24 protein-coding genes are annotated in these 24729 nt (G+C 44.6%); 10 read left to right on the top strand and 14 right to left on the bottom strand.

Annotated features, from left to right (window positions below):
• Positions 1-196: 196 nt before the first annotated feature.
• The 3 genes from ACBP55_RS14735 to ACBP55_RS14725 form a co-directional block, all read right to left on the bottom strand.
• Complete coding sequence (locus ACBP55_RS14735) at positions 197-514, bottom strand: MGMT family protein (protein ID WP_464652561.1); 318 nt, start codon at positions 512-514, stop codon at positions 197-199.
• Positions 511-1590 carry a lactonase family protein gene (locus ACBP55_RS14730; protein ID WP_464652560.1) on the bottom strand — a complete coding sequence of 360 codons (1080 nt, stop codon included), beginning with the start codon at positions 1588-1590 and terminating at the stop codon, positions 511-513. The genes ACBP55_RS14735 and ACBP55_RS14730 overlap by 4 nt, the downstream gene beginning before the upstream one ends.
• A gap of 78 nt (positions 1591-1668) precedes the next feature.
• The gene (locus ACBP55_RS14725) at positions 1669-2280 is read right to left on the bottom strand and encodes a TetR/AcrR family transcriptional regulator (protein ID WP_464652559.1); all 612 of its coding nucleotides are present in this window, start codon (positions 2278-2280) and stop codon (positions 1669-1671) included.
• A gap of 147 nt (positions 2281-2427) precedes the next feature.
• Here ACBP55_RS14725 and ACBP55_RS14720 point away from each other — a divergent pair, with 147 nt between their 5' ends.
• From ACBP55_RS14720 to ACBP55_RS14710, 3 genes are all read left to right on the top strand, one after another.
• On the top strand, positions 2428-3318 hold the full coding sequence (locus ACBP55_RS14720) for an ABC transporter ATP-binding protein (RefSeq protein ID WP_464652558.1): 891 nt from the start codon (positions 2428-2430) through the stop codon (positions 3316-3318).
• Positions 3315-4130 (top strand): ABC transporter permease subunit, encoded by an 816-nt coding sequence (locus tag ACBP55_RS14715; protein WP_464652557.1) that lies wholly within the window; start codon positions 3315-3317, stop codon positions 4128-4130. Before ACBP55_RS14720 ends, ACBP55_RS14715 begins: the two co-directional genes overlap by 4 nt.
• A gap of 188 nt (positions 4131-4318) precedes the next feature.
• On the top strand, positions 4319-4963 hold the full coding sequence (locus tag ACBP55_RS14710; protein ID WP_464652556.1) for a transcriptional regulator: 645 nt from the start codon (positions 4319-4321) through the stop codon (positions 4961-4963).
• A 520-nt stretch (positions 4964-5483) separates the two neighbouring features.
• Here the strand turns inward: ACBP55_RS14710 and pruA are convergent.
• Both pruA and ACBP55_RS14700 read right to left on the bottom strand, forming a co-directional pair.
• A complete protein-coding gene (pruA, locus tag ACBP55_RS14705) occupies positions 5484-7052 on the bottom strand; it encodes an L-glutamate gamma-semialdehyde dehydrogenase (protein WP_464652555.1) in 1569 nt (522 codons plus the stop codon).
• A 34-nt stretch (positions 7053-7086) separates the two neighbouring features.
• Positions 7087-8001, bottom strand: a complete 915-nt coding sequence (locus ACBP55_RS14700) for a proline dehydrogenase family protein (RefSeq protein ID WP_173186352.1) — start codon at positions 7999-8001, stop codon at positions 7087-7089.
• Between the two features lie 228 nt (positions 8002-8229).
• Between ACBP55_RS14700 and ACBP55_RS14695 the strand changes: the two genes are divergently transcribed.
• Both ACBP55_RS14695 and chrA read left to right on the top strand, forming a co-directional pair.
• On the top strand, positions 8230-9951 hold the full coding sequence (locus tag ACBP55_RS14695; RefSeq protein ID WP_464652554.1) for a sigma-54 interaction domain-containing protein: 1722 nt from the start codon (positions 8230-8232) through the stop codon (positions 9949-9951).
• A 211-nt stretch (positions 9952-10162) separates the two neighbouring features.
• Positions 10163-11362, top strand: a complete 1200-nt coding sequence (chrA, locus tag ACBP55_RS14690) for a chromate efflux transporter (RefSeq protein WP_464652553.1) — start codon at positions 10163-10165, stop codon at positions 11360-11362.
• A 33-nt stretch (positions 11363-11395) separates the two neighbouring features.
• Here chrA and ACBP55_RS14685 read toward each other — a convergent pair whose 3' ends face one another.
• From ACBP55_RS14685 to ACBP55_RS14670, 4 genes are all read right to left on the bottom strand, one after another.
• The gene (locus ACBP55_RS14685) at positions 11396-11689 is read right to left on the bottom strand and encodes a hypothetical protein (RefSeq protein ID WP_464652552.1); all 294 of its coding nucleotides are present in this window, start codon (positions 11687-11689) and stop codon (positions 11396-11398) included.
• A 139-nt stretch (positions 11690-11828) separates the two neighbouring features.
• Complete coding sequence (locus ACBP55_RS14680) at positions 11829-12635, bottom strand: MBL fold metallo-hydrolase (protein ID WP_464652551.1); 807 nt, start codon at positions 12633-12635, stop codon at positions 11829-11831.
• 5 nt (positions 12636-12640) lie between these two features.
• Complete coding sequence (locus ACBP55_RS14675) at positions 12641-13543, bottom strand: SMP-30/gluconolactonase/LRE family protein (RefSeq protein ID WP_464652550.1); 903 nt, start codon at positions 13541-13543, stop codon at positions 12641-12643.
• Between the two features lie 126 nt (positions 13544-13669).
• Complete coding sequence (locus tag ACBP55_RS14670) at positions 13670-14497, bottom strand: phytanoyl-CoA dioxygenase family protein (RefSeq protein ID WP_464652549.1); 828 nt, start codon at positions 14495-14497, stop codon at positions 13670-13672.
• A 132-nt stretch (positions 14498-14629) separates the two neighbouring features.
• On the opposite strand from ACBP55_RS14670, the gene ACBP55_RS14665 reads away from it, so the two are divergent.
• From ACBP55_RS14665 to ACBP55_RS14655, 3 genes are all read left to right on the top strand, one after another.
• Positions 14630-15424, top strand: a complete 795-nt coding sequence (locus ACBP55_RS14665) for a helix-turn-helix transcriptional regulator (RefSeq protein WP_464652548.1) — start codon at positions 14630-14632, stop codon at positions 15422-15424.
• 101 nt (positions 15425-15525) lie between these two features.
• Positions 15526-16677 carry an MFS transporter gene (locus tag ACBP55_RS14660; RefSeq protein ID WP_464652547.1) on the top strand — a complete coding sequence of 384 codons (1152 nt, stop codon included), beginning with the start codon at positions 15526-15528 and terminating at the stop codon, positions 16675-16677.
• A gap of 48 nt (positions 16678-16725) precedes the next feature.
• Entirely contained in the window at positions 16726-17505 is a 780-nt protein-coding gene (locus ACBP55_RS14655) for a 3'-5' exonuclease (RefSeq protein ID WP_464652546.1), read from the top strand.
• Positions 17506-17590: 85 nt separating this feature from the next.
• Here ACBP55_RS14655 and ACBP55_RS14650 read toward each other — a convergent pair whose 3' ends face one another.
• The 5 genes from ACBP55_RS14650 to ACBP55_RS14630 form a co-directional block, all read right to left on the bottom strand.
• On the bottom strand, positions 17591-17962 hold the full coding sequence (locus ACBP55_RS14650) for an IDEAL domain-containing protein (RefSeq protein WP_464652545.1): 372 nt from the start codon (positions 17960-17962) through the stop codon (positions 17591-17593).
• 455 nt (positions 17963-18417) lie between these two features.
• Positions 18418-18567: a hypothetical protein gene (locus tag ACBP55_RS14645; RefSeq protein ID WP_464652544.1), complete on the bottom strand. Its 150-nt coding sequence runs from the start codon at positions 18565-18567 to the stop codon at positions 18418-18420.
• 90 nt (positions 18568-18657) lie between these two features.
• Complete coding sequence (locus ACBP55_RS14640; RefSeq protein ID WP_464653322.1) at positions 18658-19443, bottom strand: SDR family oxidoreductase; 786 nt, start codon at positions 19441-19443, stop codon at positions 18658-18660.
• 501 nt (positions 19444-19944) lie between these two features.
• Positions 19945-20397 carry a hypothetical protein gene (locus ACBP55_RS14635; RefSeq protein WP_464652543.1) on the bottom strand — a complete coding sequence of 151 codons (453 nt, stop codon included), beginning with the start codon at positions 20395-20397 and terminating at the stop codon, positions 19945-19947.
• Between the two features lie 38 nt (positions 20398-20435).
• Positions 20436-21254: an MBL fold metallo-hydrolase gene (locus tag ACBP55_RS14630; RefSeq protein WP_464652542.1), complete on the bottom strand. Its 819-nt coding sequence runs from the start codon at positions 21252-21254 to the stop codon at positions 20436-20438.
• A gap of 270 nt (positions 21255-21524) precedes the next feature.
• Between ACBP55_RS14630 and ACBP55_RS14625 the strand changes: the two genes are divergently transcribed.
• Positions 21525-22661, top strand: a complete 1137-nt coding sequence (locus tag ACBP55_RS14625; protein ID WP_464652541.1) for a PQQ-dependent sugar dehydrogenase — start codon at positions 21525-21527, stop codon at positions 22659-22661.
• Between the two features lie 504 nt (positions 22662-23165).
• Positions 23166-24725, top strand: a complete 1560-nt coding sequence (locus ACBP55_RS14620) for a spore germination protein (RefSeq protein WP_464652540.1) — start codon at positions 23166-23168, stop codon at positions 24723-24725.
• Positions 24726-24729: the final 4 nt, after the last annotated feature.

The following is a 24729-nucleotide window of genomic DNA, read 5'->3' as shown; positions in this document are numbered from 1 at the left end:
GCCTCCCTGTCCTTATGGCCTACTGATACGTTAGTCTATTCTCGTTTTATAGACTTTGTAACTCTTTTCCCTTTCTTTTCTGGATTTTTGGGCAAAACAAAAAAGCCAACCAGTTTCTGGTTGACCTAATGATATTTCTTACTTTCAAAAAGCCTCACTTCTTCCAGTTGCAAGAAGTGAGGCTTCCTATGTACATTCATGCATCTTCTTGCATGTGATACTGGTAATGCTCAAGGGAAATATATCGCTGATCCGTAATTTGAACACCTTCCGCTTGCAGCAAAAAACTTTGCATATGAGAGTCTTCATCATCCATGATGGCAATCTCTCCCTTTGCATTAATGACTCTATGCCAAGGAAGACGATGCTTCTTGCTCATTGCATGCAAAATTCGCACGACTTGTCGAGCCGCCCTTGGACTTCCAGCTAGCCTGGCGATCTGACCATAGGTCATAACTTTGCCCTCAGGAATACACCGAATGATGTGAATAACTCGTTCCGTGAAAGGTGTCATTCTACACTAGCAAACTTGATGCATACCGGTTTAGATACATTTAGCACACTTCCGGTAGGAACAAGTTTTCCGGACTGAGAGTCTCGTGAGAACGATACAATATGATCCGAATCTTTGTTAGCTACTAGCACAAATTGTCCATCCGGCGATATCGCAAAATTACGCGGATGCTTCCCTAAAGTAGGAGCGTACTCCACTACCGTTAACTTCCCTGTTGCTGCATCGATGGCATACACCACAATACTATCGTGCCCGCGGTTAGATCCATACAGGAATTTTCCATCTGGTGAAACATGAATATCCGCGCAAGCATTTTCCCCATCATAAGACTCTGGGAGTGTGGAAATCGTCTGGATTTGGGTTAGCTCTCCTAATTCTTCGTTATAGCTGAATGCTGTGACTGTAGAGCCAAGTTCATTAATCACATAGCCAAAGGCATAGGACGGGTGGAATGCAAAATGCCGCGGACCTGAACCTGGAGCTACCTGCACTTCATTGTGAGGAATAAGCCGTTTGGCAGGGATATCGAGCTTGTACATCATGATCTTATCCAAACCTAGATCACAGACTCCCGCATAACGGTTTGCTCGATCTAAAAAAACAGAATGAGCACGCGGTCTATCCTGAACCGACAGGAGGCTTGCGCCATGATGCTGCTGAATATCAGCCGTTGTTCCTATACGTCCATCTACTAAAATAGGAGACAAGCCCACCATTCCCCCGTGATAACTGGCTACCATCACCACTTGGTTCGTATGGTCCAATGTAATGTGGCACGTCGTCGCAGGCAGTGTGATCTCGTTGTTCAGAAATGTTAATTCTCCTGTAGCTGAATTTATTTCATAAGAAGTTGCCGCTCCGCATCGCTGCTGATTCTCGTCAACACCCTCTGTTAACGCATATAATTTCCAATTGCTTGCATCCACAGTCAAGAAAGTCGGGTTTTGCAAACCATTTACTTGATGGGTGACTTCCAAACTTCCATTCTCTTCATCGTATTGGCAGGTGTACACCCCAGGATTGCTTGAATCCGCATATGAACCTATAAAGGCTAACGTTTTTATCTTCTTTTCCAAAAATTCCACTCCCATTCTTCTTTTATCCATATCAGCATTATCTCAAATCCAATTCTATGGAGCAACAAACTCTTGAACTTATGTGTGAATGATCGGTGGAGGCGTGCTGCCGATCCCATAGAAAAACAAATGCACCATTTCCTCTATCAACGTGTCCATATCCCCATGCTTCCCGGCATACTCCAGCACGGTGTCCGCCTGACTCGTCAACATTTGCATATACATCATGATAGTGGATGTAGACAGCGCCCCGGTGATTTCCCCATTTTTCTTGCCGTCTTCAATGAGCTGGATCACAAGTGGAACACCATTGGTCATATATTCCTCTTTGAGAAATTGCGTCATTTCAGGATCGTCGTTCCATATTTGCTTCATGATCTGAAGGCTGAACGTTCTGGATGATTTCTTCTTCTGGAAAACGATGTATTCGATCTTCTCCTTCAGAGAGTGAGTACCGGAAAGGAACTCCCCAAACTCTTTCAACGCCGTCCGCGCATAATCTTTGAACACTTCCCGCACCAAATCATCCTTGCTGCCGAAGTAATTGTAGATGGTTACCTGCGATACACCAGCTTCTTCGGCGATATCGGCGATTCGCAATTTTCTGGGATCTGACGTTCTCAGCATGTTCAAGGTCGCGTTCATGATTTTTTCTTTTTTTTGCTGGGCTCTTTTTTCGTAGCCGTTCATTCGGATCACCCGTTTTTTTGGAATAATGAAATTATAGCATAAATATATTTCAAAAGTATTGACGTCATGAACATTCAGGAGTAACATAAGTTTTGAAATAACTATTAACTAATATTTCATAACTTTCATAGTTGGAGGTGCCCGCGCATGTTGACTGTTCAGCAGCTGACCAAAACATTCCCGAACGGAAAAGGGATTTTTGACGTATCGTTTTCGGTCAAAAAAGGAGAGGTGTTCGGATTTCTGGGGCCGAACGGGGCTGGCAAATCCACAACGATCCGGCATATCATGGGATTCATGAAACCGGATAAAGGCTCTGTGCAGGTTGGCGGACTGGATACCTGGGCTAAACAAGGAACCGTCCAGCGCTATATCGGTTATTTGCCCGGGGAGATCGCGTTTATTGAAGGGATGAGCGGGCGAACCTTTCTGGATTTTATGGCGGAAATGCAAGGCTCGAAGCATTCCGCGCGGCAGGAGGAGCTGATCGACCGCTTCCAGTTTGACGTCCGGACCCCCATCCGCAAAATGTCGAAAGGTATGAAGCAGAAGGTTGGTATCGTCGCCGCTTTCATGCATCAGCCGGAGGTGATCATCCTGGATGAGCCGACTTCGGGACTGGACCCGCTCATGCAGAAGGTGTTTATTGATCTAGTATTGGAAGAGAAAGCCCGGGGCACAACGTTCCTCATGTCGTCGCACAGCTTCCCCGAAATTGAGCGGACCTGCGACCGCGCGGCAATTATTAAGGACGGGGTCATCCTTACCGTCAAGGATATCCACGAGCTGCAGTCGATGCAGCGGAAGTTGTTCGAGTTGACGTTTGAACGTGCGGAGGATGCGGAAGCATACGTACGGTCTTCTGGCGTTACCGTCGAATCGCGTGAAGGCAACCGAGTGCGGGTGGCTGTGCAGGGTGAGTACGCTCGATTCCTCTCGGAGACGTCCAAATACCCAATCCGAAACCTGGACGTATTCACGCAAAGTCTCGAAGACGTGTTTATGAACTATTACGACCGGAAGGGGACCTTACAATGAACTCCGCTCTCTATAAACACATGATGAAGATTCATATCAAAGGGATGATGAACTATGCGTTCGGATCCGCTTTTTATATCCTGCTCATGTTCTGGCTGTTCCCGAGCTTCGCAGGAAATAATGCGGCCTTAGATGAGTTGATCAAATCCTTGCCGCCCGGCATGACCAATGCGTTCAACTTGGGCAGCGGCTTCGGCACCGTGGAAGCATTCATCTCAGGCGAATATTACGGCCTGCTGCTCGTTCTGATTGTTTCGATTTTTTGCATCATGTTCACCACACAGCTGATGGCGAAGCTGGTTGACCAGGGTTCAATGGCTTATTTGTTGGCTACGCCTACCACCCGTGGAAAAGTGGCCATGACGCAGGCAGCCGTTTTTCTGACAGGGCTTTTGTCTATCATGACGGTTACGACATTATGCGGGTTTGCGGGATATGCCTTGTTTATAGGGAACTTAAGCGACTTTCACGGAGCGGCATACCTACGGATGAACCTGGCCGCATTACTGCTGTTCTTCGCGGTCGGCGGAATCGCCTTTCTCGTCTCATCTTTAGCCAACGACGAGAAGAAGGCGCTCGGCATATCGGCCGTGCTTACCTTCGGATTCTTCAGCCTGGATTTTATCGGCAAGCTGAGCGAAAAAATCAATTGGATGCGCAAGCTGACGTACTTCTCGCTCTATGATCCGAGCGGCATCATAGGTGGTAAGACAGAAACCGCCGCGTTTGCTTGGTCTGTATTGATTGTGATTGGGCTCGTGACCTTTGCGGTAGGAATCACGCTGTTCCGCAAACGTGATTTGCCTTTGTAAAGCATCGTTCCTACAAAAATAGGGTGGCACAACGTTATGATTTTCCGCTATACTATAGCTATTCAATCAAGCTGGTCGTGAAGTACGCGCCGCTTTCACCTATGTTCGTAAGGAGTCAACTCCTCGTGAACATTAGTGAAAGCGGCGTTTTGTTTTAATCAAAACTCGCAGAGAAAGTTGGAATATCCATGAAATTTGAGCAAGCATTCGAAGCTTTCATGACTTCGCAGATTGCAGCAGAGACGAACGGACGCAGACGAGAACGGTTAGAGCGGGGGCTCGGACATGCAGAAATGGAATTTCTACGCTGCGTATGGTACCCGGCTGTTGGACATTTCGACTATCTTTACCCTGAATGGGAAGTGCGTGACTTCGCAAACGGCTACCGCTATTTGGACCTCGCGTATATGCCAGGAGATGCTAGGTGTGTGATTGAGATTCAAGGTTATAGCTCCCATGCTCGCGATGTTGAGCTTTGGAGATTCAAAGACCTCTGTCTCCGACATTGCCATCTTGCATTGGATGGATGGCTTGTCATGTCTATCGCCTACCCATCAATTGTCGAGTCGCCAAAGCAGTGTCAGCAGCTTATTCATTCAATTGTAGGAAAGTTCATTTCATCCAATGTACCAGAGTCACTCTCTTGGCTAGAAAGCGAAACAGTCCGATTCGCACGAAGACTATTGCGCCCATTCTCCCCTTCGGACCTCTCCGCTCATCTCCAAGTTAGTACAAGACACGCAAGAACGGTCTTGCATCTCTTATGCGAAAAGCAGCTATTAACCGTAACGCGCGGGCAAGAGCGGGCTCGCATGTATCAACTTAATCTGTAAAAATACGAAAACTGATCGTGTGGACACTTTCTGAGGAAATCCTCTTCAACATTGGGTGCCCAATTTAATCGGAAGGCCGACTTCACCTCGCATGTCGGGACGAGTACGTCATCGACACTAGTGAAAGGGAACGTCAGTACGCTATTCGGGATAAATTAGCCAGTTTAACTACTTAGACGGAACTACGATCCCTTATTTCCCCTCTGAGTCAGCTTTTCAGCCAAAATTGGCAAAATAGCGAATCGACGTTCCCTCTACTCATCAAAATGATAGCAATTTAAATTAAATAGCGGATCGTAGTTCCCTTTCGTTGCTCGGAGAGCGATTCATGAGACGAATGATTGCTCCCTACCTGCCAAACGACGGACCCAACAGACGAATTACTGCTCCATTCTCTCCTCAACGGAGCTCCCCGCAACCGATCATTGAGCGAATCTAGTCCTGTGGCGCTTGCCTACATCGGCTAGCGATCCAAACAAAAAAGAAGGCTAGACGTATATCGTCTGCCTTCTTCTATTTATTAAATCTTGCGAGATGTCAGCTTCGCTTGTGTGAGAAGCATGAGGTAGTCGTAACCGCCTGCTTTGGAATCCGTTCCCGACATGTTGAAGCCGCCGAAAGGATGTACGCCCACTAATGCGCCTGTGCATTTGCGATTGATGTACAAGTTACCGCAGTGAACCGTGTCTAATGCCTCAGAAATCCGCTCCTCATTCGTGGAGAAGTAGGAGCCCGTCAAACCAAACTCCGTATCATTGTACATCGCGATGGCTTCTTTCCAATCCTTCGCTTTAGCGATGGCCAAGACAGGTCCGAAAATCTCTTCCTGCATAACACGCGCTTTGCCGCTTACATCTCCGAACACAGTTGGTTGAATGTAATAGCCGTTTCCTTCGGCTTTGCCGCCACCCACAAGCAGTGTTCCTTCGGTTTTACCAATTTCAATATAATCCAGAATCCTGTCATAGGAGGTCTTATCAATAACCGGACCTGCTGCGAAATTGTCCTCAGGCAGACCGCTTTGCAGCTGGTTCGTCAGAGCAACTACTTTGTCTACAACTACGTCGTAAACAGATTCAACAATGATAGCACGCGAACCAGCCGAGCACTTCTGTCCTTGGAAGCCGAAAGCAGAAGCCACAATCGCAGCGGCAGCCGCGTCGAGATCCGCTGTTTCGTCCACGACAATACCGTCTTTGCCGCCCATTTCAGCAATAACACGCTTGATCCAAATTTGACCAGGCGCCACATCCGCGGCCAACTTGTTAATGCGCAAACCGATCTCTTTGGAGCCCGTAAAGCTAATGAAACGAGTCTTCGGATGAGTCGTTAAGTAGTCTCCTACTTCCGCACCGCTCCCTGGAATGAAATTAATTACACCAGCAGGAAGTCCAACTTCCTCCATAAGTGCCACGAATTTGTGAGCAATAACAGGCGTTGTTGAAGCTGGCTTCAGCAAAACGGTATTACCAGAAACAACCGCCGCAATCGTCATGCCCACACAAATCGCTAATGGAAAATTCCAAGGCGGGATGATAACGCCGACGCCTAATGGGATATAACTAATTTGGTTGTTTTCACCGGGAATTTTGGCTAGTGGCTGCGTCTCGTTGATTTGGCTCAAACGAATCATTTCGCGTGCATAGAACTCGATGAAATCAATTGCTTCAGCGGTATCTACATCCGCTTCTACGTAGTTTTTGCCTGATTCCAGAATCATCAATGCTGAGAATTCATGCTTACGATCACGCATTAGTGCAGCAGCTTTAAATAAATACTCCGCACGCTCTCTTGCTGGAACCTTCTTCCAAGTTTCGAAAGTTTCGAGGGCAACATTCATCGCTTTTTCCGCAAGCTTCTGATCTGCTTTACTTACATATCCAATGATTTCGTCTACATTCCCCGGGTTAATCGATGTGATTTTTGCCTCGGTTACTACTTTCTCCGTACCGATATATAGCGGATATTCGCGTCCCAGCTCACTTTTCACTTTGGCAATAGCAGCTTGCATCGCCTTTACGTTTTCCTCTAAGCCAAAATTTGTAAAAGGTTCATTTGCATACGGACTAACTTTCGTAAATGTATTCATATAAGTGCTCCTCTCCAAATGGAAAAATGGGGTGTTATTTAAACATATTTTTCAGAACAAACCAGACATTTGCTGGGCGCTCCGCTAACCTTCTCATGAAATATCCGAACCAATCTACACCGTAAGGGACATAGACACGAACCCGGTATCCTTCTTTCACTAATTGCTTTTGCAAATCTTCACAAATCCCATACAGCATCTGGAACTCAAACTGTTCAATGGAAATAAGATTTGATCTTACAAATTCTTTCGTAAAATGAATGATCGCCTCGTCGTGGCTTGCAATAGCTGTATAATGACCGTTCAAAAGATGCTTTTGAATAATTTTTTTATAATTTTCATCAACTGCGCTTTTTTCTGGAAAAGCAACTTGCGGAGATTCCTTATAAGCACCTTTTACAAGGCGCAGATTGGCTCCGAGTGCATGTAAATCATCGATATCCTGCATGGTGCGGAACAAATAAGCTTGAATGACGATTCCTACGTTGTCATATTCTTGTCGAAGCTCTCTGTAGATATCTAGAGAGATTTGACAATGTGCGTAATCCTCCATATCTATTCGCACGAAATTTCCATGCTGACGAGCGCAATCAAGAATACGTTTCATGTTGTTTACACAAAGCTCTCTGCTGATATCTAGCCCAAGTGAAGTCATTTTAAGCGAAAGATTCGATTTGACGCCTGAGCTCGCAATCGCATCTAATGTTTGAATACACATGGCCGCTGATTCCAAAGCTTCTTCTTCACTAAAGACGAACTCACCCAAATGGTCCAGTGTTGCAACGCGGCCATCTTGATTGAGTCCGCGCACAGCTTCGATGGATTGCTGGATGGTTTCACCTGCTACAAAACGCGCTGCACCAAAGCGTAATCCATACTTTTTGGCTAATCGATTCGCAGTTCGGCTCTTACCTAACGATTGAAACATATTTTTCATAATGAGTTCCATCTGCTATTCCCCCATAGGAATTATACAATAGTGTTTAATTTATAATTTTATTATACACTTTATTTTAAAATTTGAACACTATTTGTTTATGTGTATATTTTTCATATCTTTGAACAATTTTTACTTCATTCCCCTTATCATACTCACCATCTCGGCTTCCTGTGTTGAATCCACCTTGCTTTCATGGTAAATTTAAACCAAATAAACGCTACACAAATGAGGTCAATTATGTTCAATTATGAACACTTACCGTTGAACAACCCTGTTCTTACACTCCCTGTTGAAACAACGCTCGAAGAGCTTTCTTCCTATTTAAATAAAGGAACAGCGGTTATCGCCACTTGGCAAGACGACATATGTTTATTTACACCGGAAGACGCAGGCCTTATGACGGCCCTTTCCGCTAGAAACATCCAAGAATTGATAGAAAGCAGCAAATACTTTGTATCCGAGATTATTACTGTGGATGACAACAACTTTTTGCCGCTTGTGCCTCAACGAACAAATCGCCCCCTACTTTTCAAAGATAAGGATGGAAACATCGGGGGATATTCCCTATTATCCACGTATCTCAATTTCGCCCTATCTGAACTGCAAAAGTGGTCAGCCTATTTCACCGCACTCGCGGATACCGTCACCGATGCTGTCACGGTCGTTGATCGAGCCGGCGCTGTGATTTGCTGGAATTCCGTCGCAGAGGAGCTTTATCATCTTCCGGCAGCAGATATTTTGGGGAAGCGCATTGGCGAGCATTTTGATATCGAAACATTGATGGTCCTGAAAATTTTGGACGAAGGCCGAATGATTCGTAATACCTATCACCGACCGCGGCCGGACACCCATGTCCTAATTAATGCGTCACCGATCAGAGATGCTCAGGGGCTTATCATTGGAGGTATTGCGACCGAGCAGGATATTACACAATTGGTACGATTGAACGAACAATTAACAACAGTCGACTCCTTCGGTCTACCACATAAAGATCAGGCTGAGGATCTCTTTACCTTAATCAAAGGAAAAGGACCAGCGATCGGCAAAGTCATCCAATGGGCTAAAAAGGTGGCAGCAACAGAAACACCCGTCCTCCTGATTGGAGAATCGGGGGTTGGCAAAGAGCAGCTTGCTCATATTATCCATCAGTCAAGTTCAAGATCCGAGCAGCCTTTCTTGACCATCAATTGCGGCATCGTTCCCGCCGGATTATTGGAAGCCGAATTATTTGGCTATCAAGGGGGCGCCTTCACGGGAAGTGATCGTGGACAAGCTGGTAAGTTGGAGCTAGCCAAAGACGGCACCTTGTTTATTAATGAAATCGAGAAGCTTCCCTTAGAGCTTCAAGCTAAGCTCTACCTTTACATCACTCAGCAAACGATCGTTCGCTCTGGAGGAAGTCAACCTATCAGCGTGCGAACTCGAATCATAATCGCAACTACACAAGATTTAGCCAGCAAACTAGCCAATCAAGAATTCCGATCGGATCTGTATTATGCGTTGAATGTGATCTCCATTCGGATTCCGCCTTTACGGGATAGAACCGAAGATATTCCTGCGATGGTCCACATGTATCTCAAGCAGTTTTCAATGCAATACCAGAAGCCGGTTCCTATGCTTTCTCCAGAGGTCATCTTGGCTTTGACGAACTATTCATGGCCCGGTAACATTCAAGAATTGAAAAATATCATCGAGCGGTGCATCATTCTTAACGACGAAGACCTGATCACCCTGGAACATTTGCCAGCCGCCTTACAGGAGCAGCAGCCAAGTCTTACTTCTTCAGAAGTCGATGCGGCGATTTTATTAAAAGATAAGGTGTCCGATGAGGAAGAAATACATCTGATTGAAGAAGCTTTGTCCAAAACGGCAGGCAATAAAAGCGCGGCAGCCAAGCTGCTCGGCATTTCCCGCGGTACCCTTTACAACAAAATGAAGGAATATCAGCTGGAGGGTTAGGATTTGTAAGAACTCTCACATAGTTCGAGGCAAATGAAAAAGGAGCATGAATTCTACATAAGTAGAGTTCATGCTCCTTTAATATGTATAGGGAGTATAGGATAATCTTCATTGCTATGTTATTTGTGTTAAACGGTAGAATCGCGATGCAATTTCCGATACACTTAAATGACTTAAATGTTCATCAAACGTCACTTTAGGAGGAAATAAGTTGAACACCGCTGCAAAAACACAGCAAAGTAAAAGAAGAGCATTGCTTGAAGTATTTCTCGTATCAACCAAATTAGGGTTGACATCCTTCGGAGGACCCATTGCGCATCTGGGTTATTTTCACAACGAGTATATTCAGAAACGTAAATGGATGGATGAGAAAAGCTACGCCGATCTGGTTGCTTTATGCCAATTTCTCCCAGGCCCTGCTAGCAGTCAAGTAGGTGTAGGTATCGGTACAATCCGGGCTGGATTGTTGGGAGGCGCAGCTGCTTGGCTTGGATTTACGTTTCCTTCTATTATCCTCTTACTATTCTTTTCCTTACTAATGAAAGCTATGGATGTTAGCAGCACGGGCTGGATTCACGGTCTCAAAATCGTCGCCGTAGCCATCGTCGCACAAGCAGTTCTCAGTATGGGAAAAAAGTTAGCATCCGATAAAAGCACGGCCTCCATCGCAATCGCGGCAGCTTCGGTAACCTTGTTATGGCAGACGGTCTATAGCCAAGTTGTTATTATCGTTCTCGCCGGACTCATCGGACTGTTTGCCTTCAAAACTGTTTCAAACCAAGACAACAGTACCATTCAAGTGCGTGTTCATCACTCTGTTGCGATCTTTTGCTTGGTCCTGTATGCGATGCTGCTCCTGCTGCTTCCGATTATCAGCGGTTTATGGCATTCGCAGCTCATCTCCCTTTTCGATTCGTTTTATCGGGTAGGTTCCTTGGTCTTCGGCGGCGGCCATGTCATTCTCCCCCTTTTGGAACGCGAAGTTGTTCCGCAAGGTTGGGTAAGTAAAGAAGCGTTCCTAGCTGGCTATGGGGCTACACAAGCCGTTCCTGGTCCGCTTTTCACATTCGGCTCGTATTTGGGCGCTATGTTTGACGGAGTCAGAGGGGCTCTCGTGGGAACCTTAGCCATTTTTCTGCCTGCTTATCTCCTGATTATAGGGGCATTACCTTTTTGGAATTCATTACGAACAAATGTCAAGATTCAAAGTGCTTTCGTAGGCATCAATGCGGCCGTTGTCGGAATCCTGCTCGCGGCACTTTATAACCCGCTTTGGACAACCGCTATTATTCGTCCTTATGATTTTACATTGGTTATCGTGTTGTTCGGTTTGCTGGTGTTCTGGAAATTACCGCCTTGGTGCATCGTCCTCTTAGGGGCTGTTGCGGGTGAAGTTTTGTATTATTTATAAAAAGGGATGTAGTCCTTTTTGCAGATTACGTGTTTAAAACATAGTGACTGGGCCGCGACCGTTGAAAATATCTACTGAGACGATGAATTTCATCACTAAAATGAAGATAGCGCGCGATTGTGACTCTGTAGCGATGAAAATCATCGCAAAATTGTAGGAAACGCCGAAAATTGACCCCGTAGCGATGAAAATCATGCTTAAAGTCCGCTTCTGAGCCTCGAACCTCCGATTATACCCGCTGAGACGATGAATTTCATCGTTAAAGTGGGGCAACGCGCGAAAAATGACCCCGTAGCGATGAAAATCATGCTTAAAGTCAGCGTCCAACCCTCGAACCTCCGATTATACCCGCTGAGACGATGAATTTCATCGCTAAATTGGGGCAACGCGCGAAAAGTGACTCTGTAACGATGAAATTCACGCTTATGATAGCTACCATAACTTTCTCTTCGAAAGAACACCTTCACTACTTCACATATACCACTGTCTCACCCGGTTGAAAAATATGAAACTTCTGTCCTGGATGCTTCTGATATAAACGGTCAACGAAGGGAGCGATCCCTTCACTATTGTTTGCGTACATATCGAAGTGTACAGGCACAACGATGTCGAACTTCAGGTGTGCGGCTAGGTCTGCCGCTTCGAGAGCGTTCATGTTGCCGACGACACCGAGGCGATTGCGGAAAATATCCCGTCCGTTAATCGGCAGAAAACCTACATCGATGGTGAAGCCAGACAGCGCCTCGACCAGCTCTTCCGCCAGAAGCGTATCCCCAGCATGATAAATGCACAAGCCGTCCCATTGTAAGACGTAGCCTAAGTAGTGATCCCAGCCTTCACTATCTCGCACCCGCTCCTCGTGCCATGCCGGAATGGGTTGAATAATCAGATCAGCGGCAAATTGAAATGCCTCCTGAGTCCCAAGCGCATGCAGCCGCTCTGCTGAAATACCGATTGCCTCCAATTCAGTCAAACACGACTTCGGAGCACCAAAGTGACAGTTGGGAGATGCCGCGGCGATTGCCCGTAGTGTATCTGGATCCATATGATCCATATGCTCGTGCGTACAAAGCACAAGATTTAAATCCGTTAGTGTCTCAGGCTTCACAGGAGGCGCATAACGCCGCTGCCAAAAACCCTCCGGAAACCCTGGAAGATGATCAACAGAATCTGTCAAATAAGGGTCGATTGCAATAGCCGTATCGTTTTTACGCAGAATAACGCCGACCTGACCGATATACTGAATCTTTAAATGTCTGTTTTCATTCGACATAGATCCTATCCTTTCTGTCCCTCATGCTGTATTCCGAATGAATACGTCTTCGTACCTTTTACGCCTGGCATTACCGCAAAAATCCCTCCAGCATGCGGCTGATCGCCTAATTGATCCTCCTGAAGACCCTTTCGGGCAGTCGTAACATACAAGGTGTCCAGCTCGTCTCCCCCGAAAATACAGGAGGTTACTTTGGCTGCGGGAATGGCAATGCTGTCTATCTTTTGAGCTGTTTTGGGATTCCAACGGGATACCTGCCAGCCATCCCAATGGGCGATCCACAGCATCCCTTCTTCATCGATCGTCATCCCGTCAGGGAAACCTTGTTCATTCCGAAAATCGATTAGTATTCTCGGATTGCTAATTTCCCCTTGAACCGCCTCATATTCAAAAGCGAGCACTAGCTTTTTCATAGAATCGATATAGTACATTTCTTTCTCGTCTAGGCTCCAAGCGATCCCGTTGGAAACGCCTACTCCCTCGTAAACCTTGCGATAACTGTGATCCGTTTCTAGCACATAGAGTGAGCCTGTTGCTTCTTTTTCAACAATCTCCATGGTGCCTGCCCAGAATCGTCCGTTAGCATCACATTTCCCATCGTTAAACCGATTTCCTGGTATTTGAGACTCTGGATCAACAAGAGGTGTGAGCTTACGCTGCTGCATCTGGTACGTTTGGAAGCCAGATTGTGTCGCTAACATTACCTCATTTTCACCAGCACAGACAACTGCACCGACATACTCCCCAACGGAAAAATCTTCGTTTAGCCCTGTTTCAGGATCAAACCTTCCAAATTTCTTTCCTATAATATCAACCCAATACAATAAACGCTGTTCCGCATTCCAGCACGGACCTTCAGCCAATGTGGCTTTGGCATCAAGTACTAGTCGCACGATTGGTGATCCCATTATGCATCAACTCCTCTCACTAATTGTAAACCGTCCTCATAGAGATTGGAAGATGCAGGAAGTTGCAAAACGAGTTCTAATCTTCTTTTTATGTCAGAAAATATATTGACCATATGCTAGTTTGAATCAACACTCAGCCCCGCTCATTTCATTGGTGAAGAAACGTTTATACTCTTTTGGCGTTAGTTTAGAAACGGACGCGCCCACATAATGAAACTGTAGCGCGCGACGCTTCTTCGGAGAAAGATTATAAGGTGTCCCATGCTTAAGTAAACCGTGGAACAAAAGGACTCCGCCTGGCAATAAGGGCACGGCTACATCCTTCTCAACAGCAACATGCGAATCGCAAATTTGCCAATCCCTGACAGCATAATGCGGCGTTGCGCCATCTGCGTGCGAACCGGGAATAACATGCATGCATCCATTATCCAGCGCAGCTTCATCCAAGGCGATCCATACGCCTACCACTGCTTTCTCGTAGGCAAGGTTTCCGTAAGCCATATCTTGATGCCATGGCTTTTCACCTCCTCCGTGTGGAGGCTTGAGTAAGGCCATATCCTGAACAAGACGCGGCTCCTCGCCTAGTATATCTCGCACCGCTGAAAGAATAGCAGAATGAAAAGCTATCCGTTTGAACCGCTCATCCACTTCGACGAACTCGCTGACCTTACGAACAGCTAGCTCACGTTCTTCTTCCGTTTTCAATTCACTGCTTGGTTTCGTGAACTGAATTTGAGCTCCTTTGTCATCTACAAATATAATCTCAAACAGGGCCCTCTTCGCATCCTCGATTTCTTTTTCATTGAGTACATGCTCTATTGCCGAATAAACGTTGTTCCGATATTGCTCAAGCTGATCCTTACCCCAGTGTTCAAAGCCATTCCATTTATCCGCAATGCGATCATACCGGTATAGCTGTGCCGAGATTTCTTCCGGAGTACTTTTTTCTGGCATGTGAGATGACTCCTTTCGATTTAAATTATTTGTTTACTTTTATCTTTATTATAGGAACGAAAAGTTGTAAAATAAATGCATTAAAGCGCATGATTATTTGCACTATTTTACATAAATCGGAGGAAATCTTTCATGTCTGTTTTCACATCACAGGAGCTCGTTCTAGACGGTTATTTCGGCAAAGTCATCTGTGAACCTAATTGGAAATGGAGCCGTGAACATCAGCCATTCGATGATTACGACTTCTGGTATGTATGGGACGGCGAGGGTGAAGTCAGCCTGAATCGTACACATTACCATGTCCGCAAGGGGGATTGTTTTCTCTTTCGTCCCGGAGATTTAACGAGCGCTAAACATAACCCGGCGCGCCCCCTTACGGTTACATATATCCACTTCAACACGAAAGGTTCAGCATTTCCCTTAGTATCTCTTCCTTCCTTCGTCCACTTTGACCCCTCGGAATTTCATGAGTCCTATTTGGACCGTTTCGTACATGTTAGATTGAGCGGCACATATGGACATGCCGAGGAAGCCTTAATGCTGCTTCGTTTGTTATTGCTCATGTTCGAACGACAAGCACCAGGTAACCAAGCGCAAGGTGATCCCGCTCGCCGGTCTATGAATCGGGTGATGATGGATATCGCGAGCCATATTATACAAGATCCGGGGCGCCAGCATAGCATCCGTGACTTAGCCAAACAAGCGCACCTGTCACCACGCTACTTTTCACTTAAATTCAAAGAAATCATGGGCCAAACGATTGAGTCCTATATCATTCAGAAAAGGATCGAACGTGCCGCTTATCTGCTTAGACTTGGCATGAATGTTGGAGAGGTTTCAGAAGCCCTCGGTTATCGGAGCATCTATTTCTTCAGTCGACAGTTCAAGAAAGTAACAGGGACAAATCCCTCAGAAGTACGTCTCTGAAAAAAACGCCTTTAATTTACTTTGGATTCTTTACAATGACATGTTAGAATGTAGTTTTACAACAGCATTCTGCTAATTTATCTAGGAAGGTTAAGGTCATCATGAATTCTTCAAATTTATTACGTTCGTTTAACTTTTTGTATTTTGCACTTCTGGCTATGTTTGTTTCATTTCTTCCCGTCTATTTAGATGCGCAAGGGCTTCCAGCAACGAAAATTGGTCTCATTATTGGAACGGGAGGCTTCATTGCCATCTTCTCGCAACCTTTATGGGGGATGATCAGTGATCGGACGAAGACCATTAAGAAGGTTATGTTACTCCTCTTAGGTTGTTCAACCATTGTGGGGTACTTGTTATACGCCTCATCCAGTTTTGTAGTGCTTCTTCTTTTTACAATGCTTATGTATTTTTTCTTAATGCCTCTTGATCCCCTGACAGAAAGTCTAAATTTCCAAACAGCGGAGGCTAACGGGGTAAGCTACGGTTCCATCCGAACATTCGGAGCTGTCGGTTATGCGGTCATGTCCTTGGCCGTTGGTTATACCACCCAATTTTTTGGAATCAATAGTTTGGCATTCTTGTTCGCTGGAATAGGCATCATTAGCATTTTAATCTGTTTGCCATTACCTGATGCGCCTGTAACTGGGAAACCGATCTCTCTAAAAACTCTACGTAATTTCTTAAGCAATAAAGAAACCATTTGGTTTATGTTACTTATCTTTATTGTTGCCGTGCCACAGCGGATCAACGATACGTTTCTTGGCGTCTATATTCGAAAATTAGGCGGCACCCCCGACATGGTCGGTTTGGCCTGGTTTCTAGCAGCAGGCAGCGAAATACTCGTATTCGCTCTAAGCTTTTGGTGGCTTCGCAAAGGAAAAGAATTAGCGATCATTTCATTCGCCGCTGTGTTTTATTTCATTCGCTTTTTTCTATCCGCGTGGGTGACGGATCCTCATATTCTCGTGTTTCTTCAGCTGCTGCAAACCTTCACATTCCCGATTTTTTATTCAGCTGCTATCCAATATTTATACCGTATTGTTCCTGAAGAATGGCGTGCAACAGGACAGACTGTGCTTGCGATCCTTTTCTTTGGCGTATCGGGTATCGTCGCTTCCTATTTGGGTGGTTGGTTCTACGAAAGCTTTGGAGGGAAACAATTATATCTATGGATTTCAGGAATGTCCTTTGCAGGTCTACTGTTTAGTTTCGTTCTAAATGCGGTCTATGGAAAACGGAAGCTGGTATCCTAGGCATTTTCTGATAGAATGGAAGCACAGAGACAGAACGGGGGCTACATCATGGACTACATTATTTTGGACATTGAATTCAACGGTCGCAAGTTTGCAAGTGATTTACCTATGGAGGTTATTGAGATTGGTGCCGTCCGTTTAAATTCCTCCCTACAGGCTACTGATGAATTCTCATCTCTAGTCAAACCTGTTTATTTTTCTAAATTGAATGGATTTATCAAGAAAAAGACAGGCATTCCCCAAGAAGATATCGATCAAGCCGACGGCTTTCGTAAAGTCATTACGGACTTCATGAACTGGCTAAATAAAAGTGAAGCTATCCTGCTAGTCACCTGGGGTGGCGAGGATTTGAAGCGCATCGTGTACGACACGCGGATGCATAAGTTGGATGATGGCTACTGGATGGCGGCTAGCTATTTTGATCTATTGAAAGGGTTTATCCGTTATAAAAATGTGACGAATGATGTCAGTGTCGAGGCTGCTCTGATTGATCTTAACATCACTGCTGAAGGCTCCGCTCACCGAGCATTGGACGATGCGCGTATGACAGCTGAGGTATTTCGTGCTATTTTTACGGAGTTAGATTTCGATCGCAAACAGCAGTACATTGACGTTTACGCCAATGCCAAGGAACGTAGGCTGGTTAAGACCGCCATTCGAGCCATGACCGCTCAAAAGGTAACGCCTACCTGGGAGCTGCTCGTAGAACATTATTTCGCTGACAAAGTGTCCCTAACTGATCCCAGAAAAGTCACAGAACTGCAGACTCTTTTTGCCGCGGAACTGATGAAAGAAAAACAAGTCTCAACCAAGGAACCTATTCAGTAAGCTGGAAAATATAATTAAAAAGCCAATCCATTAGACAACATGTAGGACATGTCTCTTGGATTGGCTTTTTCTTTTATACGTCCCATTAAAACTGATCAACACCTAAGCGGTTATGATAATAGGACGGAAATACATCACGCTCACCGCGTTTTGCGCTATTATTTTGAATAGCAAATAATTTCGCTGACAATTCATTGAACCACTGCTCGTCTCTAGTTGTTAGCGCCACATCAATCAAGCTCTTTACTTGATCTTCTATATCAAACTCGCTTACAGGTAATTTCTTTACGTCTTGACTGCTAACTTCCATTATTTTTCCGATGGCAGTTTCACGATCCGATGCAATAACGTGCACCCGAGCAATGCCTTGCAGCACATCAATTGACTCAATATAACCATGCAGCATTTCATCTTCATTTGTTGTTGCCACAACCCAATCACTGATTACAAAGTTCATGATTATCACCGCCATTAACTTATTTTTTGTAAGGACTTTATACTGTAATTATAAATATTACAGTATGGTTTGTCAAGACCTACAAATTCCACTTTCGAAGGCCAATGGAAGTGGATTCTGAAGTGAATATGGAATCAATAATCCTATAATGCCAACGAATAAAATCTTTTAAAACGAAGCATATTAGTCTATACAATTGAAAGGGTGAGAAGCATAGATAACTTAATCAATCACAAAGACACAAATTTTGAATCTACGGTTAATGCAGAAGGCAACTCGGATGATTCCAATGAAAACGGACCAGATGATACAGTTATCAGAAGCTCCGAGCACACTAGTCCAGAGACATGTCGAGCAGGTTTAGACGATTAATCGTTAGAGAAATCAAATAAAGCGCATGTTGGTTTCGGGAGTGTCCCCGAGTCAACATACGCTTTTCATTTTTTTACAAGTAACTATTCATCCGTTTTCTTGTTATTATTCTCTACATCTTCGATTGTATATTTCAAGCCTCCACTGCGAGCATGATCCAAGACGACATTGACTTCCTTGGATTGTCCGCTTTTTGGATCGAATGAAGTGACGGTTTCCTTTTGCTCATCCATGGTTTCTTTCACCTCCGAATATAGACTGTTCATTCCCTTGGAAAATTATCCGCATCCCTCACCGCCAATAAATGGGATTGCAGGGTATCGCTAAAGCAGCGATTCAGCGCCGTCAATGAACAGCTCCGTGCCAGTAATATGGCTCGAAGCTTCCGAGGCAAGGAAAGCTACTAGATTAGCCACCTGCTCCGGTTGCCCTGGCGCATGTTCCAATGGCTGGCTGCCTTGCGGATATTTGACTGGGATTTTGATTTTCTCAAGCTCCGGCGTCGGCTTCGTATTTTCACCAATGTTAGTCTTGATCGACCCCGGACAGATGGCGTTGACGCGTATTTTGTAGCGGGCCAATTCCAATGCAGCCATCTTGGCGAAAGCCACTTGTCCCGCCTTAGAAGTGCTATAGGCTGTCATCCCAAATCCTGAGAATGCGCGGCTGCCGTTAATGGAGCTTGTTATGATTATGCTGCCGCCGTTCTCTTTCATATGTGGAATCGCCTGTTTGACGCACAAGAATGTGCCCTTCAGATTGACGGAAAGCGTACGATCCCAATCCTCTGGCTTCATATCTTCGATCGGCGCCAAAACCCCGTTGATGCCTGCGTTAGCAAATACGACGTCTAGTCGTCCCCAGGTTTTTACCGTCTGCTCGAACGCTTGAGCAACACGGTCTGGATCAGACACATCGACATCTACCGTGATCGCTTGACCGCCTGCTGTCACAATATCCTGTTTCGTCTGCTCTAGCCGGTCATCTTTCAAATCCACAAGGCATACCTTCATCCCTTGCTGTGCAAGCATCTCGGCGGCTGCCTGACCAATCCCTGAACCAGCCCCGGTGATCAATGCGACCTTATCCTTCAAATCCGGCAGTCCCATGCGCGGTTTTTGTATCGTTTGCACGCTAATGATCTATCACCCCTAACCGAAATAATATGGATTGAACAAGAATCCATGTTTGGTTTGCCCGATAGGGGTGAAAAATATGTGGATTGTTGAACTATACATCTGGAATGAACCTTAACCCATTTGAACAAACTCTAAGTAGTCTAAAAGGAGTCCACCACCAATAGGGGGACTATAATGAATGTTGCACAATGTACAACAATTTGAAGGCTTTTCAGCGATTTCCCCGCGATTGTTGTAAAAAATACAACTTTTTCTCCCAAAAAGAGCCCAATTGGGTGAAATAAGCTTAAATTGTTGTACAACATACAACATCTTCAGCTAAGTTGGGAAGAAACTACGATTATTGTTGTACGTTGTACAACATGTTACTTTGAAAACCAATCGGGGTGGTCATCCTTCGTTAGGAACCAAATGCTTTTTGGCCATTGAACAATGTCCTAACCGATAAATCACCCATTCCTTAAGCCCTATTTATACTTTTATAGGATTTAGGTATGCCTCTAAAATTTCTTCAACCGGTTTCCCAATTAAGCTTTTACTTACTGTCATCTTTATCGTATCCGTCCTTCCGATTATCATGATTTCGAACTGGTCTAGACGATCCTCAACCATGTAGCCGTGCATGATGCGTTCCTTAGCAAAAAATTCATCATTCAATTTTATGCCAAGCTCTCCAACGTACACTTGTTCAATCATGACTCCAAGGAAAACGATGACTATCAAAATTAAATATTTTAGATTCCAATCTAGTAAGATGACAAATGGCACAACAAGAATTGAAAACATCATTGTTTGAATGCTTTTATAATTACTTGATCCTTTGAGAAAAACAGCCCCCACTTGTTTCTTAGCTTTAAATGCTTTGATCCCCTTGTATAACATATAAACGATGAAAACAATCAAAACAAAGTAGTGTAGATTCAAATGAGTCACTTCCCTTGGGGTTTTGTCGAAACCTACCTTTAAATAGAATATTCCTGCGCAATGATTCTAATATTTTCTTTGTGGCATTCTTCTGTAAAAGAAGATTTAAAAGCATGCTCATCACCAAGCGCCGCGATAGCACTCTCATCTTTTGCAATGACCGCCTTAATAAGCCGTTCCAAATGATCAGAAGACATGTCCAAACGCCTTCTCATTTCCGCCGTATCGATGGTAACTTGTCCATGCCCCGGAATTAACAATTCGATATTGTGCTGGTCTAAAATCTGACTTGCCGTATTCATCGTTTCCTTATATGCTTTGGCACTATGATAAATAAACGGTAATTCAAAATCGGATAAATAATCGCCTGTTATCCAAATACCCAACGGTTCAATGATCGTAAACAATCCATCCGGTGTGTGTCCCGGGGATTTGTAAAAAGTCAATAATGTATCCCCTATCCTAAGTTCTTCGGCATCTTTCGAAATGATAATATCCAGGACTGGAAATTCGACGGGATACTTTCGATGAATATAATGTTTCCTATCGAATTCTTGTATCAATGAAATCTTATAGTCTTTCTTCGGATGACAGCTTAGTGCATAGCTCCCAATTGTTTTTGCGCCGGGAAATGCTTTATAACCTATAATGTGATCAAAATCGCCATGCGTAAATAACAGATATAGATCCCTATCACCTTTTACCGAATCAACGTAATTTCGAATTTCATCGACCTCATTTGGAAGCCAGTTCGGATCAACAATTAATACCATTTCCTTCGTCAGCACAACGGTTGATGTCGTCTGGTATAGTACGCTTTGAAAAACGGTTGTATGTTCATTTTGATATATAATCATCAGAATTTGGCTCCTTATCGTAAACTTTTCTTGCTAATAACCTAACCGATCACTTCTTATACTACCACGAGTATTTGGGTTACGGTATCTTCCCATTCACATTGAAAGGGTAACGGAATTATGGTTCATCGCAGTCAGGTTGCGGAGAGCGGAGAGGCAGAATTCCTATGGTGGACGCCGTTTATCGTTCCCTTCCACAAAATGGTATAATAATTCTCACATACCGCAGGCAAACCGCATGTTCATCCTATTCAAAGAGGGGGAAGGTTTATGAGATCGATCCTAGTAATTCTGTTAGCTTTATCGCTTGGGATAACCTCTGGCTGTACGCCGAATAAACAAGCTAATGAACCAGTTCCAGATCAGACAACAACTACACAATTGGATATTCCTTATAAAATGGAGACAGTCGCCGAAGGACTTAATGTTCCTTGGGAGATGGATATCGCGAAGGATGGCCGGATTTTTTTCACAGAAAGACCTGGTACTCTGCGTGTGATTGAGAAGGGGCGTCTGAACCCAGAGCCGCTAATCACTTTCGAGGCCCCATTCATCAGCGAAGGCGAAGGAGGATTATTAGGGCTTGCGCTTGATCCCTCTTTTATGGAAAACCATTATATCTATGTGTATCACACTTATCGAATGAAGGATCAAGTCAACAATCGGGTATTGAGGCTTATCGAAAAAAATAACAAAGCGCAGCTGGATAAAGTATTAATTTCCGGATTGCCAGGAGCTGAAAATCATAATGGCGGAAGAATAAAGATAGGTCCCGATAAGCTGCTTTATATTACTTCCGGCGATAGATATGATCCCCCTTTAGCACAGGACCCAACTAGCCTTGGAGGCAAAATATTACGAATTTCCCTAGATGGATCTATTCCAGCCTCTAATCCAATTAAGAATTCACCCATTTACAGCATGGGTCACCGTAACCCTCAAGGGCTCGCTTGGCATCCAGAAACAGGGCAATTATACAGCTCCGAACATGGACAAACCGCACATGATGAGATTAACCTGATTGAACCTGGGGGCAATTATGGATGGCCTTTAATTGAAGGTGAAGCATCATCGAGTCCTGGAAAAGCGAATTTAAAAGCGCCAATCCTCCAAAGCGGAACAGAAACGTGGGCACCATCAGGCGCAGCATTCGTTAGCAAAGGGCCATGGAAAGGCAGCCTTCTGGTGGCAGGATTACGGGGAGAACGGCTTATAAAAGTAGACCTAAAAGGTCCAAAGTACGATACTGTCGCCAATGTGGAACATTTATTTCAAGGGAAATTCGGCAGGCTTCGCAATGTCTATGAAGGACCGGATGGATCTCTTTATCTCATGACGAACAACCGCGACGGTCGCGGCAAGCCTAAAGCAGGCGACGATAAGATCATTCGTTTGAAGCCCCTCTAGGTCAAGAGCTCCTCATCCAAAATCAAATCTATTTTTGCATTTAGCCGGCTACAATTGTTACCATTGTTGTATTTTTTACAACAATTCACACGGCAAAACGCTATTTTGCACGTTGAAGTTGCATTTCGTACAACAATTCGAACCCATTTGTAGCAAAAAGGTCCTTTGTAGGGTCCAATTGTTGTACAGAATACAACATCAAAGGAGAAAAGCCGGATTTAGGCAGTTATTGTTGTACTTTATGCAACAATGAAGGTGAGAAGCGGGAACTATCTGAAATTGGTGTACTTCCTACACCATCATCCGGCCACGAATGTGGATTCAATCTAGAACCAGATTAGACGCATGAATCGACGATCTCTTCATATTAACATTTGATGTGGCCTTTTGTGCGATTCATTTGCTGTTGGAAACTTAGGCAAAAGAACTTCGGTACGCATACCTCATGAAAATTCAGGAAATGATGTTGATATACAACATCCTAGAACTTGGAGATAATACCACATGTTCGCTCACTGGTTGCGCTCCAAAAAGACTCCCATTGCTCCTTCGCAGAACACAATTGTAGAACCTATGGCAACCACGCCTTTGTTCTCAACAATTAAAGAAAATGTTGATTACGTTCGACAAATTCTCGGAAACAGCACGGATATTGTTATTCGAGAGTTTACCTATAATGCTATTACAGAAGGGTTAGCCCTCTTGTATACGGATGGACTAGTTGATGCGAAAGTCGTCAATGATTTCATGATGAGATCTTTGATGGCAGATTCCACGGAAATTGATCCCGATCAAGATCCCTTTGATGTCTTAACCATGCATACACTGACGATTGGTGAAATTCAGAAGGTATCGGATATGAAAGGAATGCTCCATCATATCCTGTCGGGCGATTCTGTCATATTAATGAACGGATATACCACCGGGCTGGCAGCCGCTACCAAAGGATGGAAAGACCGAGGCGTTACAGAGACGAATGTAGAAACCGTCGTGCGCGGGCCGCGGGAGGCTTTCTCCGAATCCATTCGAACGAATACCGCCTTGATTCGAAGAAAGATCAAAGATCCGAATTTATGGATGGAAACCTTCCAAGTTGGCCAGGTTACCCAAACTGACGTTGTTCTTATGTATGTGAAAGGTATTGCTCTAGATTCACTAATTGTCGAGGCCCGAAATCGATTGACTCAGATTCACATTGACGGGATTTTCGAGAGCAGTAACATTGAGGAGCTCATTCAGGATGAAGTGATAACTCCTTTCCCAACCGTGTATAACTCAGAACGTCCAGACGTAATCGCCCTTGAATTGATTCACGGTAAAATTGCCATTCTTGTAGATGGGACCCCCTTCGTGCTGATTGCTCCTGCTTTATTTGAAACTTTCCTCAAATCATCCGAAGACTATTATCATCGGGTAGATATTAGCACTTTAGTAAGGATACTTCGTTATGCTGGATTTCTTATTGCCTTATTAGCCCCGTCTTTTTATGTGGCAATAACAACGTTCCATCAAGAAATGCTGCCGACTCAACTGCTCATTAGCCTCGCTGCACAACGAGAAGGTATTCCATTTCCAGCGTTCATCGAAGCCTTATTGATGGAGATTACATTTGAGGTTTTACGGGAAGCAGCCCTACGCATGCCGCGAAGCATAGGTTCGGCCTTATCGTTTGTTGGAACGCTCGTTATTGGGCAAGCAGCAGTTGAAGCCGGAATTGTTTCGGCAGCCATGGTTATCGTTGTTTCCATAACTGCGATTTCCAGCTTTGTTTCCCCTTCTTACGACTTATCAAATGCCATTCGCATCCTGCGATTTCCTCTGATGGCTCTGGCTGCTTCATTCGGATTTTTTGGCATACTCGCCGGATTACTCGGACTTATTCTGCATCTGAATAGCTTGCAATCATTCGGTGTGCCATATTTAAGCCCTTTTGCTCCACTTGAATTGAACAAACAAAAGGATGCCTTGTTTCGATTTCCTTTTCAATCGTTATTTTCAAGGGTCCGTATTCTTAATGCCAGTAACGTAGTCAAGAAAGCGAATAGAAAGCCCTTCAAACCTTAGAAGG

This window comes from Paenibacillus sp. WG02 (assembly GCF_055396115.1).
This window is presented reverse-complemented; position numbering and strand designations above follow the sequence as displayed.

Coding starts and splice junctions, on each gene's coding strand:
- ACBP55_RS14735 (WP_464652561.1), bottom strand. CDS start 514: ATGACACCTTTCACGGAACGAGTTATTCACATCATTCGGTGTATTCCT.
- ACBP55_RS14725 (WP_464652559.1), bottom strand. CDS start 2,280: ATGAACGGCTACGAAAAAAGAGCCCAGCAAAAAAAAGAAAAAATCATG.
- ACBP55_RS14720 (WP_464652558.1), top strand. CDS start 2,428: ATGTTGACTGTTCAGCAGCTGACCAAAACATTCCCGAACGGAAAAGGG.
- ACBP55_RS14715 (WP_464652557.1), top strand. CDS start 3,315: ATGAACTCCGCTCTCTATAAACACATGATGAAGATTCATATCAAAGGG.
- ACBP55_RS14710 (WP_464652556.1), top strand. CDS start 4,319: ATGAAATTTGAGCAAGCATTCGAAGCTTTCATGACTTCGCAGATTGCA.
- pruA (WP_464652555.1), bottom strand. CDS start 7,052: ATGAATACATTTACGAAAGTTAGTCCGTATGCAAATGAACCTTTTACA.
- ACBP55_RS14700 (WP_173186352.1), bottom strand. CDS start 8,001: ATGGAACTCATTATGAAAAATATGTTTCAATCGTTAGGTAAGAGCCGA.
- ACBP55_RS14695 (WP_464652554.1), top strand. CDS start 8,230: ATGTTCAATTATGAACACTTACCGTTGAACAACCCTGTTCTTACACTC.
- ACBP55_RS14680 (WP_464652551.1), bottom strand. CDS start 12,635: ATGTCGAATGAAAACAGACATTTAAAGATTCAGTATATCGGTCAGGTC.
- ACBP55_RS14675 (WP_464652550.1), bottom strand. CDS start 13,543: ATGGGATCACCAATCGTGCGACTAGTACTTGATGCCAAAGCCACATTG.
- ACBP55_RS14670 (WP_464652549.1), bottom strand. CDS start 14,497: ATGCCAGAAAAAAGTACTCCGGAAGAAATCTCGGCACAGCTATACCGG.
- ACBP55_RS14665 (WP_464652548.1), top strand. CDS start 14,630: ATGTCTGTTTTCACATCACAGGAGCTCGTTCTAGACGGTTATTTCGGC.
- ACBP55_RS14660 (WP_464652547.1), top strand. CDS start 15,526: ATGAATTCTTCAAATTTATTACGTTCGTTTAACTTTTTGTATTTTGCA.
- ACBP55_RS14655 (WP_464652546.1), top strand. CDS start 16,726: ATGGACTACATTATTTTGGACATTGAATTCAACGGTCGCAAGTTTGCA.
- ACBP55_RS14650 (WP_464652545.1), bottom strand. CDS start 17,962: ATGAACTTTGTAATCAGTGATTGGGTTGTGGCAACAACAAATGAAGAT.
- ACBP55_RS14645 (WP_464652544.1), bottom strand. CDS start 18,567: ATGGATGAGCAAAAGGAAACCGTCACTTCATTCGATCCAAAAAGCGGA.
- ACBP55_RS14640 (WP_464653322.1), bottom strand. CDS start 19,443: ATGGGACTGCCGGATTTGAAGGATAAGGTCGCATTGATCACCGGGGCT.
- ACBP55_RS14630 (WP_464652542.1), bottom strand. CDS start 21,254: ATGATTATATATCAAAATGAACATACAACCGTTTTTCAAAGCGTACTA.
- ACBP55_RS14625 (WP_464652541.1), top strand. CDS start 21,525: ATGAGATCGATCCTAGTAATTCTGTTAGCTTTATCGCTTGGGATAACC.
- ACBP55_RS14620 (WP_464652540.1), top strand. CDS start 23,166: ATGTTCGCTCACTGGTTGCGCTCCAAAAAGACTCCCATTGCTCCTTCG.